Origin of the sequence: Pseudomonas sp. NPDC089395 (assembly GCF_044749525.1) — a bacterium.
GTDB lineage: Bacteria > Pseudomonadota > Gammaproteobacteria > Pseudomonadales > Pseudomonadaceae > Aquipseudomonas.
In genome coordinates this window covers 127,196-140,793 of the sequence record NZ_JBIVID010000002.1, presented here as the reverse complement: position 1 = coordinate 140,793, position 13,598 = coordinate 127,196, and the positions used below count along the sequence as shown (strand labels likewise).

The window sequence follows — 13,598 nt, the reverse complement described above, 5'->3', positions numbered from 1 at the left end:
GTCGCAGGTGAGATCGCGTCTGACAGTCCAACGCAGTCGGATCTTTCTCAACATTTGAGGGACTCAGGATGAGGGCTGGCAGACACTTCAGACCCCCGCCTTGGGCGGGAGAGAGCTCTGTACTACCCCCAAGGCTGTCAGCGATGGTCATATGGGTATGCGCTCGGGAGGCGTATGGGACGACCAGGAAGCTGAGTGCGATTCGCCAGCATCATCGGCTGGCGATCGCTGATTGCGCATGTAGATGATCAGCATTGCGCTGACCTATCGTCCCACTGAGTGCAATCGCCAGCTGGGTGTCAATGACTCAAAGTGAGGTGCGGAGGGGGAATCCAAACGGCTCAAAACACGTTGATAGGCATCTCAACAATGAATCGATATTCATCTACGTCAAGGTATCGGTAACCCGTGGTGGCGCGATGAGTCGCTTGCCGTAACCGCAGCGATAGGTCTTTTGCGGGCCCGCTTTGAATGACATATTTGATCTCGATATCGCGCTCCCAGTGTTTGTTGTCCTTGTCATCATCGTAGATGTGCCTGGCCGTGTACCGGGTGTTGGAACTCCCATCGTTGTCCATTCCATCTCCACGGACATAGCGCGTCATGAACGCCAACCCAGGTACCCCGTAAGCCGCCAGATTAAGGTCGTAGCGGATCTGCCAAGATTTTTCGTTGGCTTCAGTGAAAGTCGCGTACTGAACCGCGTTACCCATGAGAACGTTTCCTCCCATCGTTCCAAAGCCCACCCAATCAAGTGGCTCGTCGCCATACAAGGCTTGATAACCTACGCTAAAGGTGTGACCCGATTGGCTATAACCTGACATCAGCGACCAAGCGAAATTATTAATTTCCCCACCATTTTCCGCACCGTAGCTGGTAGTTCTATATGAGTTAAAGTTGAAAGACACAGACCGATCAGGAGAAAGGACGATCCTATATTTTCCACCGAAATAATATTGACGCCATACATCTCGAAGTTCTGAGCCGTAAATGCTGGCAGAAAACTCACCCTCTTTGTAGTTTAACCCCAGATAGTCAATTCGCTTGGAGTGAATTCCTACCGCATAGTCCGTAGTCAGGTCATCATCACTATTAGTGGAATCCACGCCACTAATGGATGTAAAGCGACCAGCGTCAATATTTAGATTGTCTATTTCATTAATATTCAACGACCACCCAGTTGCAATCGCCGGAAGTAGTCTGACAGTGCTCACCGCGAAAACTGGCGTGGCCGGCATCTGTGAGCCGTAGCGAAGCACGCTTTTAGATGCGCGGACTTTTAGTGACCCTCCGATTTCAGCGTAGCTGTCACTAGGATGCCCCTCGCTGTTGACGTTGAGAAGATTCAAGCCCGCTCGCCCTCCTCCGCTGTCTAGTTTGAAGGCCGCAAGTAAATGACCATCAGCTCCGACCCCCACCAAGCCAGGAGTGAAACCCGATACAAAATTTGTTATGAAGCCCTGCGCCCATTCTTCACGATAACCATTACGTTCATCGGCCGGCTTGAATGCATTTCGACCCAAATTGTTAGATAAGCCGTTACGAAGATCTCGATTGAAGTAGAAATTTCTTGCCAGTACATCCAGATGGCTATCACCGATCAGCCCGTTACTTTCAGCAGCTGTCGCGAGTACCGTATGTGCCATTGCAATTGCAATGGCCATCAGTGGCACAAGGCCGTTGTTAATTTTTGCCATGATTAATCTTCTTGTTTTTATAATACACACGACGAACGCCATCACCACCGAGCGAGGTGGCTGACATGAGTGTTCTCAGTTCGGATTAGGTGCGACGTATGTTGCTCGACTTGGGATGATGAAAATCATGGCAAGCGCTGAAAGCAGCATCATACCGCTAATGCTGACTAGCCCTGCACTACTACTACCGGTCAAGTCACGTGCGACACCAATTAGCCATGGGGCAACAAAGCCGCTGAGCGTTGCCAGTGAACTGACCAGCGCGATGCCTGCCGCAGCCGCTCTTCCTTTTAGGTACGTCGCAGGCAGCGCCCATGCAACAGTGACACCGCCGCTGAAGCCAAAACCTGCCAAGCCCAGGAGCAGTAGTGAAACGACGAGGGAGTGCTGCCAAATACTGGCTGCTGCCAACATCACTGCCGCAAAAATCATACTCAAAGCATAGTGCCAGCGACGCTCCCGCCTCAGATCAGAACTCCGCCCTATCACCAGCATCCCTAGAGCCGCCATCGAGAAAGGAACTACGGCATAAAGCGCGATGGTTGAAACATCTTTTATGCCCATCTGCTGGATCATGGTAGGAAGCCAAAAGTTAAATGCATATGAGCCGCAATATGCACTAAACGCCAGGAATGCCAAAAGATAGACTCGAGGATCTGTCAGCGCCGAGAAAATCGCTTCCTTACCATGACCACCGGCACTCACATTAGCGGCGCTATCACGAACCATAATTTCTTGATGAATGGCTTTTTCTTCTGCAGTCAGCCAAGTGGCGTGGGACGGTTTATCACTGAGATAGAAGAAGCAGCATATCCCAATGAAAATGATGGGTAGTGCTTCAAGCAAAAACATCCACTGCCAACCTGCCCAGCCGTAAATACCTTCCATGTTTTGCATGATGAGACCAGAAATCGGCCCGCCGACGATTGGTGCTGCCAGTGTCGCTAAAAGTAAGAGGGATGTTACCCGTCCACGCATGTAGCTGGGGAACCAATAGCTGAGATAGAGAATTACACCTGGAAAGAACCCTGCCTCAAATACACCCAAGAAGAATCTGAGAATGTAGAGGTGCAGTGAGGTTGATACAAACATAGTCAACGCTGAGGTGATACCCCACAGCACCATGATGCGGGTCAGCGTGGCTCTCGCGCCGGTTTTCTCCATCAGCAGATTGCTTGGAATCTCAAAGAAAGCGTATCCCAGAAAGAATATGCCCGCAGCCAGTCCATACTGGGAATCAGTAAAACCCAGTAGCGGCTGCATCTGAAGCTTGGCATAACCAATGTTTACTCGATCTAGGAAAGAAAAAAAGTAGGCAAGGAATAAGAATGGCAGCAACCGCCGTAAAACCTTACGAAAAAGCAGCGCCTCACCGGATGCCGACACTCCCTGACCCACAGGCGTGCCTATAGATTGCGTATTCATCATCGTGACTCTCTTATTTTTATCTCAACGACCTTTGAAGGCGTCTCGGGGCATCCTGCCGGAGTCGTGCCTCCGCTGTGCCGAATCCGGCGTAAGCCGGAACCGCGGGGCTGAATTTGCCAATAGCAAATCATATTGTCAATTGCAAATTCCATAAGTCCGACCCCCATTCAGGCGCGCCCCCGCGGCCTTAATCGGCTTGGTTCACTTCGTTTGATGGCCCTTCAGAACGGCTCAAAGACGCTCCCCAAAGCGCTTGAGATAGACAGGCTGACAGTCCAGTGGGGTGACCTACGTCTTACAAGGCGAAGGGAGGCCGATCGACTAAATTGGCCTAAGACGGCGTGTTTTTCCGTCGTTTTGGACAAGCGCAGACCAAAACAACGCTGTAAAAGCGTTGCACTTTTCATGGCATTTGCTGTGGATTCAGACCCGTAGCGCTTAAGAATATTGTTACTTCGCTGCTAGCAAACGTCACTCAGCCCCACTTCTGGGCTGAGCATGCTTAGCGCCGGGCTACCTGGAAAGGGGCAAAGGTTTGGATGTCCAGGTACGGTTACAGAGGCCGAAGCTCAAGGGGTCGAATAATGACCCAATTGCCTGGAAAGCTTCTGAGTACTTCTCTGAAGCGTAAGCGAAGTTTCGCCATCCACCGAAAGGTTCATGGCATTCGTGTCGTCAAATACAGTAAGGGTAAATACGATTTCTCCGTTGAGCCCGAACACAGGTGCGCTCAGCGAGCTCAACCCTGGCATCGGGCGATCTCGTTGGACATCCACGCCGCGTTCGCGAATCAAGGAGAGTTGCTCAAGGTAGCTAGGGAGATCGAGGCGCGCAGTACTAGAGCCCGCATCACGGATCTCTTCAAGCAACAGGTTTTTCTGCAAGGCCGATTGGGGCAGCCAGGCCGAGAATGTACGACCGATCGAAGAATTTGTCAGCGACATCACCGAGCCAAGTCGGATCTCAGAGTAAAGACTGAAGCGAGCCTCCTCCATTCGTACCACAGTAGGGCCAAGAGATCCCCAAACGCTGAGTACAACTGCGTGGCCCGTGGCTGCAGCGAGCTCTTTGACGACCGGCTCCGCCTCATGGGTGGGACTGAGGAAGTGCAACCCCAGCACTCCTAGATCTCGTGCGACCAATCCAGGCTCGTAGAGACCTGTCTCTTCATCTTTGAAAACCAGGCCGGAGCGTACCAAGCTGACCAAATAGGGAAACGCACGCGCAGAACTCATGCCTACAGCTGAGGCAAACTCCTTCAAAGATACAGGTTTTTGAAGAAGCGTTAGCGCCTCTAACAGCTCAGCCGCCACCTCAACAGATTGGATGCCGCGAGGGCTTTTCTCGTCATGCTCGCTCATGGCTTGCCTTCCGCATATCCATTAATGAGACGCTCAGATGCCGCGCGCATCTCATTGGTTACCTCAGCAATCCGTGCCAAATCGAAGCTGGCGGCTGCGGAAAATGCTGTCATTGTGAGCAAGAGACACCCTGCATCGTTAAAGACGGGAATGGATATGGTAGATACCGAAGGGGTTGGGTAGCCTTGTGCGACAGATCTTCCGGCACTCCGAATTTCATCCAAGACTTCTTTGAATTCTTCGGACTGGAATGTCTCGAGGCTGTCTCTGGTGAAGGTCTGATTTTCGATTACAGACGCCGACAGTTCCTGAGGCTGGTAGGCAGCGAACAGTCGGCCTGTTGCAGTCCTGGTTAAAGAAAGAACCGTACCAAGACGAAAGCCGATACTCAGCACCGTACCGTGTTCCGCATAGTGCACTACGATCGGGCCGTGTCGACTCCAGACAGCCACAAATACGTTGACTTCCAGGCGGCGTCCAATCTCATTGACGATTGGAATCGCTTCGCTGACTTTCGGAAGCCGATAAAGAGCCGAAACGCCGAGCCGGAACGAAAGCTGCCCCGGCTCAAACGCTTGGGTGTAGTCATTGCGCTTGAGAAGACCTACACGCGTCAAGCTAACGAGGTAGGTATAGACCTGTGACGGAGGGGTTTCGACAAGGTCTGCGATTTCCTTGAGGCTGAGAGGACGGGACTGCTCCACAATCGTGCGCAGGATCAGCCCCGCCATCTCAACGCTTTGCACTCCCCGCTGAGACGACTTCATCGAATGTCTCCATCAGCAAGCAGTGTCCCTTCCTGAATACCTGCTCTGTTCTGCATGCGATAACTGGTCAATGCGTTAAAAGCGGCACTGTATCGCCTCCAACCGTCTACCGCAATCAACAGACACAGTTACATTGTGCCGTTCCTAAAGGCTTCTCTGCAGGTGAAATGCCGGGATCAATGGACGAGGTAGCCCCCATCTACAGGCAGAACGACACCTGTAACGTAGCTAGCCGCGGCGGAAGCAAGAAACGTAATAGGCCCAACGAGCTCATCGGGATCAGCTGCACGTCTCATCGGAACATGCTGCAAGAAGGTGCTGAGGGCGTTTTCGTTTCCGCGTGTACTTGCAGACATGGCGGTAGCGAACATGCCAGGCGCAACCGCATTTACTCGGATTTCAAATTCCGCCAGTTCCGCTGCCAGGGTTCGGGTCATCTGAGCCACTGCGCCCTTTGAAATCGCATAGGTAGGCGACGTAGTGGCTGCGACGAAGGACTGAATCGACGCGACATTGATCACGTTGCCTTTGGTTCTCTTCAGGGAAGGAAGAAAGGCCTTTGTGACATTGAAAGGCCCCGTCACGTTCACCGCCAGCGTGTCAGCTAAAGCCTGCGAAACAGCTGGTGATTCAAATACTACTCGCTTCAAAATCCCAGCGTTATTGATCAGCACATCGATGTCACCGATCTCACCCACAATCACCGCGGCCAGACGCTCACAAGCCTCCTGATCACTAACGTCCAGCCCAAAGCCCCACGCCTGATTGCCTACGCCGCAGATCGCTTCGGCTGTTTTCGTAGCACCTTCGCCATCAATGTCGACAATGACGACTTTGGCGCCTTGCTCGGCGAGACCGTGCGCGACAGCCTTGCCATTTCCTTGAGCCGCACCAGTAATCAAGACCAGCTTTCCGGCAACAGACAGGCGAGTTTCACTCAGTTTTTTCATGGTAAACCTTTGTTGTTATTTGATCGTTCATTGCGGGTGACGTACGACTCGATTCAATGTCGCCCTTATCAACCGGTTTTTCTCACCAAGCTGGCGTCATCCACTCGTGCAGCATTGCTTAAGTGAATCCCTACGGCGTAACCAAAGGTCAGCGCAGGGCCCAAGGTGATACCCGCTCCCGGATAGTTGCCTCCCATGATGCTTGCAGAGTCATTACCCACAGCGAATAGCCCTTGGATCGGCCGGTCATCCGCTCCGAGTACCTGGCAGTTGCGATCCACTGCGATGCCGGCGTAGGTACCAATGTCTCCTGGGACGATCTTCACTGCATAGAAAGGCCCGCGCTCGATAGGTGCGACGCAAGGGTTTGGCGCACGGTAGGCATCTCCTTGATAGCGGTTGTACGCTTTTGAGCCTTTGCCGAACTCAAGGTCATGGCCCGCTGACGCGGAGACATTGAATTGGGTGACGGTTTCTACCAGCTGCTGCTCGTTAATCCCTGCTGCTTTCGCCAACGCACCCAATGTTTTGCCCTTGATCAGGTAGCCAGTTTTCAGGTGCCTGCCTATTGGCAGTGGGAATGGGGCTACACACCCCAATCCATAACGTCGAAGCGTGTAGTGGTCACAAATGAGCCAGGAGCATACTTCGGGCTCTTGGCTGCAGGCTTTGATCATGGCTTGGACATAGTCGTGATACGAGTCGGCTTCATTGGTGAATCGTTTGCCGCTCCGAGTAACCGCGATCACACCTGGCTTTGCACGATCAATGAAGTGCGGCATGACACCCTGAGTTCCATCCTTACGCGTGGTCAGAGACACTGGTGTCCATGCCGCAGGATTAGGGAGATTCGTGTTGAGCTTGCCTCCCATTTTTTCGACCATTTTCAGGCTATCGCCGGTGTTGGTTTTAGGAGTAGGCGTCCAATGTTCGTTGCCGGTTTTAGTGTGCGAGTAGAGAGCTTTGCGGCGCTCAATGTCATGAGGGAACCCCCCGGCAGCCAATACGACCCCCCTCGCCGCCCGAACGACTACCTCTTCACCATTTCTCCGCACGCGAGCCCCTACAACCGCGCCGCCTTCGATAATCAGCTCAGTAACTGGGGATTGCAGCCAGATTGGTATTTCCATATCAAACGCTGACTTGGCCAGCCGACCAATCAGAGCATTCCCGTTAGTGAGCGTCATCCCACGGCCATATTTAATGGTCTGCCAAATGTGCTTGGAGAGTCGCTTCGTAGCGTAAATCGCTGACTCCAGCGACCTGGTTGCACGCATGAAGTGCTTAATGTCCGGGCCTGAGCCGATCATCATCCCTAAAACCGTCTGTTCAGGAAGCGGTGGCTCAAGTTGCTCCATGCGCTTACCAAGCTCCCGAGCATCGAACGGTCTTGCAACCATCGAACGGCCGCCCTGCATGGCGCCAGGCGCTTCAGCATGGTAGTCCGGGAACACCAGTGGCATATCGAATCTGACGGCAGTGTGTTTGAGGAAGAAATCTACTGCCGGGCTTCCATGCCGCAGGAAAGCGTCCACGCGTTCTTCGTTGTAGGCATTCCCTCCTTCATGCTTCAGGTACGTCTTCACCGCGTCGTGAGAGTCGCTATGCCCCCATGCTTGAGCAAGCGAGGTGCACGGAATCCATAACCATCCACCAGACCGAGCAGAAGTACCGCCAAAGGTCGAACCCTTCTCGACCATCACTACGTTCAAACCATGATGCTTAGCCGTAATGGCGGCAGACATGCCCGAAGCTCCTGATCCAACCACCAGGACATCGCATTCATAAATTTCTTGTTTTTTCATGCTGGTTCTCCAAACCGTGGACTACCGGTAACGACGCCCGACAGGGGCGCCACCTAGCAGGTGAGCAAAAATTAGCATTCAGTTATCCTATGTGTAAACGGTTTGTCATATGGTAATTTTGCTTGCCGATTGCCCTACGGGCAGGTCAGCCAGGTGAGGAACAGCTCTAGAACGGTTGTTTCGGGCAAGCAAGCTACCCGCCGACGAGACCCATCGCGGGTTCTTAACTCATAAAAATTTGGACGTGACGCATCTTCTTCCAATGCTGAAAGGAGGCTTCGCCAGCTGCACGGAGGACATCCTGGTACTGCGAGAGGGCAAATTGAGTTATCAAAATCCTGCCGCGGTTAGATTCTCTTCAGGTGTTCTGGAAGACGGGCGATCCGAGACAAGCGCGTGCGGAATTTCTGTATTGGCGGCAGGGTGCCAGCAGGCAATTGAGCAATCCTGGCGTGACTTTCCTTTCTGATCTATGAGTAGGAGCTGCGCCGGCAAACCGAAGGAGGAAAGGTATGGAGCTTGTTACTGTCGCATGCATTGCGTTGAACCGGATTGGCTCTGCAAATGCCGCAGGATTCGGCTACGCAAGACACCGCAGGCAGCAGTTTTTCACCGAAGTGGCTGACGGCGATGTGGACACGCTCCGCCAGAAGGTCATTGAAGTCGCTGAGGCTAACGGGGAACAGGAGGGGACACTTCACAACCTTGAACACGCTCAAAACCTGGGGTTCCCGCCAGGCCAAATAGTGTTCGACGTTCAAGGATTAACGACTCAATACAGTGAGCCCTACGCTGCATGTGTGGTCTTCCCCGCACTGAAAGCGGCTGGGAGGTTTTTCAAGCTCGAGGAGGTAGCGGAACGCGGGATGGCACTGTACGTTTCACCCAGCTAGGCGCTTTGAGCTCAACTGCGCCTGGCATACCAGTGCCAGGCGCAAAAGCAGCTTAAGACGAAAGCTTACGCTTGAACTTGAACATCACGTCATCTAGCCATCGTCCATAAGCCGCAGAGGTCGCCGGGATGAGTAGCCGGCGCTCCTGCAGCTCTTGCTCTGAGCGTTGCGACATAGTGAAACTCCCTGTCGCAACGGCAGGCGGTTCTGCAAAAACCTTGTATGACACGCCGTGGAGAGACAACTGAAACCACCCTCCTCGGCCTTGGCAAAGGATGTCATATGCAGCTTCCGCCAAGCGCCTCACTTGGGTCGGCGATACGTAATACCCGTCGAAGTGGTTGGACGGACGCGTTGGGTTTGCGAGAGTCATCGACAACCAAGACAGACCACTGTCGTGATGCCGCCAGACCAGGCCGGGAGCATCAATTCCTGTGAGTTCGTCCCTGTCGAAATCCTCATAGCCGGCTTTGACGTGCATAGTCCAGCATGGCAAAACTTCAAGAAATAGGATTCGTGTTCAGAGTGGATGGAGCGCAAGCTACCCGGGTTAGCCGGCTGAGGCAGGAAAGCCAGCTCGAGTCGGGTTTCGTGATCTCTGCCGCCCCACCGGCTATTAGAGTTTCGAATCTCCAGCCGCTGCGCGAATTCTGCCTCACTAACGGCACTACGGCTCGTATTTAGCTGACTCAGAGCCCGGATGACACCATCAGACAGCTCGTGCTCATTGGCAAATGTGGCGCGGAAGAGCCCGTCCACGTAATCAGATACTTCCCATCGAAATTCTTGCTGCGGCCCTTCCACCGCGACGTCATGCAGGAATGCCAGGATAGGTTTGCCAGTGGCTCGAGCGCGTCGGAACTCCTGCTGCGTCACCGACTCCCCAGATTCAGTTTTGAACCCGAAGTCAGCACCCAGGACAAGCACCACCACATCCGCCTGCTCTACTTCAGTCATGCAGGCTTCCTGAGAGGAATACGGCCGAGCACCAAATTCCTCACACATCACTGGCACATGCCCGAGCAGTAAGACAGCCTTCTTGGCTGCCGCACGATAGCTCTCAAAATTACGCACGACAGAGCTGATGAACACGTTCATAAAACCCCCAATCACCCCAAGATTCGGCAAGCCCATATGCGCTTGAGCAGACGTAGCGCGCCCCAATTTGGCACGACAACTGAACACACTGACCCGTAACGTCAGAGGTTGACATTCTCAAAATTATGCACAAAAATATCGGTTGACACTACAGATTATTTGCACGCTTTTTCGGAGAAATGCATGCCTGAACATCAGCATCCAAGTGAGCTTGAGCCGAAGCTCAGCCGCGCCCATCTTGATGTCGTCTGCAACAACCTTTTGGATGCTGCTTACAAAGCGCTTGAGGCCACATCCACTGAAGATGACACCAACTGGACGAAAGGGATTTTTCCTTACGGTCGCATCCATGGTCGGTTTAGGCGCCTACATCGCCAGGGTGACCTCCCTTGGTTCAAGCTCGTCAACAACACGTTGGATTACACGATCAGCATTGATGGGGTTTTGATGCAGGTGGTTACGGATGACCCGGACACACGCAAGAAGGGTTATCGCGTGGAGAAAAACGTCGTTGAGCTTTACCACGACAGTTTGCTGGGGCCGGCCACTGACGGGAACGTTACCTGGCGGTTGTATGTCGACAGCGATAGAAATCCAGACGGCCCAACGCTGACCGTCTCTGTCTTGGGCTTCGACACCAACCGCAATGTCATCAGCAAGTGGACGCACAATTACGAACCTCTGCTTTCTGTCCGCACCACTGAGCTCTCCCCTGTTGTTGAAATTGATGATTCTCTGCCAGTTCGTCGCGACAAGGACGCTGGGCAGAAAGAAACGAAAGACGCTGAATTGAAAGATGAATGACACAACAGGCCTCCTGCCTCTGGGTGACGAGTTTTCACCCGACAAGCTACGCCTCGCGAGGTGCGCCTCGGGGCGCTCCCTTGCCGAAATCGGCGAGCTCCTTGGCGTGACTAGGCAATACGCGCATAAGCTTGAGATCAACTCAATTCCTAACCCGGGACAGTTGAAGCAGCTCTGCGAAATCCTGAACGTCAAGGAAAGATTCTTTTATGTCCCCCGTAGGAGTGGTGTTGAGCTTGAGCAATGTCACTTCCGCAGTGTGCGCACCTCAACCCAGACGTTGAAGAAAACGATTGCCGCCCAGGTTGAGATGTTTGAGCTGCTCGTTGATGAGTTGGACAAGGAGGTAGCGTTCCCCGCGGTTGATTTTCATGTGATCGAGGAGCCGGTTACCGGTGCCGGGAAAATTGAACAGGTTGCTGAGCGTTTTAGAAGAGAGCAAGGCATTGGCCTAGGCCCGCTCTCGAGCGTTACCAAGCTGGCGGAAAAAATAGGTGTGCTCGTCGTTAACCTGGCTGACGCAGACGATCGCATTGACGCATTCTCGTTATTCAACAAACGTCCACTGATCGTCCGCAACACCTCAAAAGTGAATCCAGGACGGCAGCGGTTCGATCTGGCTCACGAGCTCGGTCATCTGGTTATGCACCAAGGTATAGAAACCGGTTGCCGCGAAACAGAAGAGCAAGCCAACCAATTTGCGAGTGCCCTGCTTATGCCGAGGGCGAGCTTCGCCGCGGAGTTTCCGGCAATGCGGGGCAAGTACCTGAACTGGCCAGCATTGAAAGAGCTGAAGCTTCGCTGGAAGGTCAGCTTCAAGGCGCTGATTTATCGCGCTCGGGCGCTGGATCTCCTTACCGCCGATCAAGCCAAGAGCGGATTTACCTACCTCGCACGGAAAGGGTTCACCAAGCATGAAGAGTTCGATGAGCTCATTCCGATGGAATCTCCCCTGCTTGTTCAGCGAGCAATCGATCTCCTGGATTTCTCAACCTGGAGCCGAGTTCTTGCAGGAGCTGGGCTGACCAGTCAGATGGTCGAGACCCAATTCATGCTTAAGGTACCAAAGTCCCCGTTAAGGCTGATAAAAACTGGCGAGTCACAGGGGTAACTCGGAACCATCTCCACCAAAGCGCAAATTTACTTGGTCATCTGGCGGCGAGCCTAGAATTGACCTCTTACCGGTACAGCCCCATGAACGACCAGCAATCTACGCCTCACAATGCATACTTTAATGACTCTGAGGCGTCAGTCGCCTATCAGAGTGATCTGCAACAGCTTTTGGAAAAACTGACGCCGTTCCTTTCTACCAAAGAACTCAGGAACCTTCGTGATTCCAAGTTGAGACCAAACCCACAGTCATTCTCAGAGAAGCATTACTTGCAGACGGCGTGTGAGCTTACAATTTGTGGGCACTTTGCTGCTGCATACCCCGCCACCTTCAAATATGAGCCAAAGCTAAATCCCCCAAAGGATGTGGACTGCTCCTTCTCGGTAGATGGTGTAACTTACAATATCGAGGTCAAATGCGCGGACTACACCAAGACCGAAGAAATTGATAGCCAGGATGCGTTCAAGCTTAATTTCTTGGGGCGCCATCCAGATTTCCTTACGCTCCCAGAGGAGCTTACCCAGTTTTTCAATCCTGAATCGTCAAAACCACTCGTGGTTCAGCCGAACCTGGACAACAAGCTCAAGGATTTCTTGGAAAGCGCCCACCAGAAATTCAGCCCGAGCCCAAGCGAAAGCGAGCTCAATATCCTCGCTGTTTGCTGTGACACGCCCCAAGACATGCAAAAGTGGCTGCACTACCTCATCGGCCACAACGGCCTGTTTAGCGATGCACCCTTCGCAAATCCAGAAGGTTATTCACGCGTTGACGCCGTCTATTTTACAAACCTCTACCATCGCCACAAAAACTACACCGCCAAGCGCAAGCTTTCTCGCCACTGGAGCCTAGAAGATAGTTTTGGATTCATCATCAGTAATCGATATAGGCTGCTTGACAAAAAAGATCTCATTGAAAACGTGCTCTCTCTAATCCCAAACTACTCGAGAGAGCTTGAGGCATATGAAATGGATGGGACATTTGAGACGGAAGAAGATCTGCCGCCAATTGTGAAGCAGGGCCTTTTCATTCAAAGTTTTGTGGCGAAACACCTCCTATCTCAAGGTAATATGACATTCGATCTGTCATAAAAATTGAAATGAACACTGTTTAGGGATATGTCGCATGGGCTGTAGACATTGTGACTATCCCTGCACCACCTACGCGAGAATCATGATCTATGAGCACTTCGTCACCTTGGAACCCGTATGCGTCGGAGTGCCCATCACGCTTTATACTCCAGCGTGTTGCGGACAAGTGGGCCATGTTGATTTTAGGTCTTTTGCACGACAGAACTTGGCGGTTCAACGAATTGCTCCGGCAAATTGAAGGTGTCTCTCAAAAAGTTTTGTCACAAACTCTTAAGCGACTTGAACGAGACGGGTTAATTCGTAGAATACCCATCGATACCGTTCCTATTTCTGTTGAGTATTCTCTCACCCACCTGGGTGCGACTCTGGCTGATGCAGTTGCGGTGACGATTTCATGGGCAGAGAAAAATGCAGAGGCAGTGCTTCAGGCTCAGAGCAATTATGATCTCAACCTTGGTGGAAACGTAGAGCCACTACATCGGTAGATAATTTTCAACCAAATACAATCATTATGAAGATTTGTTCATAATGAGTAGGTTTCCCTGAGGTAACTATCTTCACACCTACGCGCTCAGGCCCTATAGTCATCCGCGAAT

The 13,598-nt window shown here is 52.5% G+C and carries 12 protein-coding genes; 5 read left to right on the top strand and 7 right to left on the bottom strand.

Going from position 1 to position 13,598, the window contains the following annotated elements; all coding sequences use genetic code 11:
* Nucleotides 1-341: 341 nt before the first annotated feature.
* The 6 genes from ACIPZG_RS05645 to ACIPZG_RS05620 all read right to left on the bottom strand — a co-directional run bounded on the left by ACIPZG_RS05645 (nt 342) and on the right by ACIPZG_RS05620 (nt 8,008).
* Nucleotides 342-1,697 carry an OprD family porin gene (locus ACIPZG_RS05645; protein ID WP_400639521.1) on the bottom strand — a complete coding sequence of 452 codons (1,356 nt, stop codon included), beginning with the start codon at nt 1,695-1,697 and terminating at the stop codon, nt 342-344.
* A 75-nt stretch (nt 1,698-1,772) separates the two neighbouring features.
* The gene (locus ACIPZG_RS05640) at nt 1,773-3,125 is read right to left on the bottom strand and encodes an MFS transporter (protein ID WP_400639522.1); all 1,353 of its coding nucleotides are present in this window, start codon (nt 3,123-3,125) and stop codon (nt 1,773-1,775) included.
* A 569-nt stretch (nt 3,126-3,694) separates the two neighbouring features.
* Nucleotides 3,695-4,486 (bottom strand): IclR family transcriptional regulator, encoded by a 792-nt coding sequence (locus ACIPZG_RS05635; RefSeq protein WP_336084909.1) that lies wholly within the window; start codon nt 4,484-4,486, stop codon nt 3,695-3,697.
* A complete protein-coding gene (locus tag ACIPZG_RS05630; protein ID WP_336084907.1) occupies nt 4,483-5,253 on the bottom strand; it encodes an IclR family transcriptional regulator in 771 nt (256 codons plus the stop codon). The genes ACIPZG_RS05635 and ACIPZG_RS05630 overlap by 4 nt, the downstream gene beginning before the upstream one ends.
* Before the next feature lie 176 nt (nt 5,254-5,429).
* The gene (locus ACIPZG_RS05625) at nt 5,430-6,203 is read right to left on the bottom strand and encodes an SDR family oxidoreductase (protein WP_336084905.1); all 774 of its coding nucleotides are present in this window, start codon (nt 6,201-6,203) and stop codon (nt 5,430-5,432) included.
* 68 nt (nt 6,204-6,271) lie between these two features.
* Nucleotides 6,272-8,008, bottom strand: a complete 1,737-nt coding sequence (locus ACIPZG_RS05620) for an FAD-dependent oxidoreductase (protein WP_400639524.1) — start codon at nt 8,006-8,008, stop codon at nt 6,272-6,274.
* Nucleotides 8,009-8,520: 512 nt separating this feature from the next.
* Here ACIPZG_RS05620 and ACIPZG_RS05615 point away from each other — a divergent pair.
* Complete coding sequence (locus tag ACIPZG_RS05615; protein ID WP_400639525.1) at nt 8,521-8,901, top strand: hypothetical protein; 381 nt, start codon at nt 8,521-8,523, stop codon at nt 8,899-8,901.
* 369 nt (nt 8,902-9,270) lie between these two features.
* Here the strand turns inward: ACIPZG_RS05615 and ACIPZG_RS05610 are convergent, their stop codons facing one another.
* Nucleotides 9,271-9,999 (bottom strand): DUF4062 domain-containing protein, encoded by a 729-nt coding sequence (locus ACIPZG_RS05610; protein WP_400639526.1) that lies wholly within the window; start codon nt 9,997-9,999, stop codon nt 9,271-9,273.
* Between the two features lie 183 nt (nt 10,000-10,182).
* On the opposite strand from ACIPZG_RS05610, the gene ACIPZG_RS05605 reads away from it, so the two are divergent.
* From ACIPZG_RS05605 to ACIPZG_RS05590, 4 genes are all read left to right on the top strand, one after another.
* The gene (locus ACIPZG_RS05605; protein WP_400639527.1) at nt 10,183-10,803 is read left to right on the top strand and encodes a hypothetical protein; all 621 of its coding nucleotides are present in this window, start codon (nt 10,183-10,185) and stop codon (nt 10,801-10,803) included.
* Nucleotides 10,796-11,914 (top strand): XRE family transcriptional regulator, encoded by a 1,119-nt coding sequence (locus ACIPZG_RS05600; protein WP_400639528.1) that lies wholly within the window; start codon nt 10,796-10,798, stop codon nt 11,912-11,914. The genes ACIPZG_RS05605 and ACIPZG_RS05600 overlap by 8 nt, the downstream gene beginning before the upstream one ends.
* A gap of 83 nt (nt 11,915-11,997) precedes the next feature.
* On the top strand, nt 11,998-13,002 hold the full coding sequence (locus ACIPZG_RS05595; RefSeq protein WP_400639529.1) for a hypothetical protein: 1,005 nt from the start codon (nt 11,998-12,000) through the stop codon (nt 13,000-13,002).
* Between the two features lie 89 nt (nt 13,003-13,091).
* Nucleotides 13,092-13,487, top strand: coding sequence for a winged helix-turn-helix transcriptional regulator (locus tag ACIPZG_RS05590; protein ID WP_400639530.1), 396 nt, complete (start codon nt 13,092-13,094; stop codon nt 13,485-13,487).
* Nucleotides 13,488-13,598 lie beyond the last annotated feature (111 nt).

What these genes read in the sequence shown, in the direction of transcription:
- ACIPZG_RS05645 (WP_400639521.1), bottom strand. Translation starts at nt 1,697, where the DNA reads ATGGCAAAAATTAACAACGGCCTTGTGCCACTGATGGCCATTGCAATT.
- ACIPZG_RS05640 (WP_400639522.1), bottom strand. Translation starts at nt 3,125, where the DNA reads ATGATGAATACGCAATCTATAGGCACGCCTGTGGGTCAGGGAGTGTCG.
- ACIPZG_RS05635 (WP_336084909.1), bottom strand. Translation starts at nt 4,486, where the DNA reads ATGAGCGAGCATGACGAGAAAAGCCCTCGCGGCATCCAATCTGTTGAG.
- ACIPZG_RS05630 (WP_336084907.1), bottom strand. Translation starts at nt 5,253, where the DNA reads ATGAAGTCGTCTCAGCGGGGAGTGCAAAGCGTTGAGATGGCGGGGCTG.
- ACIPZG_RS05625 (WP_336084905.1), bottom strand. Translation starts at nt 6,203, where the DNA reads ATGAAAAAACTGAGTGAAACTCGCCTGTCTGTTGCCGGAAAGCTGGTC.
- ACIPZG_RS05620 (WP_400639524.1), bottom strand. Translation starts at nt 8,008, where the DNA reads ATGAAAAAACAAGAAATTTATGAATGCGATGTCCTGGTGGTTGGATCA.
- ACIPZG_RS05615 (WP_400639525.1), top strand. Translation starts at nt 8,521, where the DNA reads ATGGAGCTTGTTACTGTCGCATGCATTGCGTTGAACCGGATTGGCTCT.
- ACIPZG_RS05610 (WP_400639526.1), bottom strand. Translation starts at nt 9,999, where the DNA reads ATGAACGTGTTCATCAGCTCTGTCGTGCGTAATTTTGAGAGCTATCGT.
- ACIPZG_RS05605 (WP_400639527.1), top strand. Translation starts at nt 10,183, where the DNA reads ATGCCTGAACATCAGCATCCAAGTGAGCTTGAGCCGAAGCTCAGCCGC.
- ACIPZG_RS05600 (WP_400639528.1), top strand. Translation starts at nt 10,796, where the DNA reads ATGAATGACACAACAGGCCTCCTGCCTCTGGGTGACGAGTTTTCACCC.
- ACIPZG_RS05595 (WP_400639529.1), top strand. Translation starts at nt 11,998, where the DNA reads ATGAACGACCAGCAATCTACGCCTCACAATGCATACTTTAATGACTCT.
- ACIPZG_RS05590 (WP_400639530.1), top strand. Translation starts at nt 13,092, where the DNA reads ATGAGCACTTCGTCACCTTGGAACCCGTATGCGTCGGAGTGCCCATCA.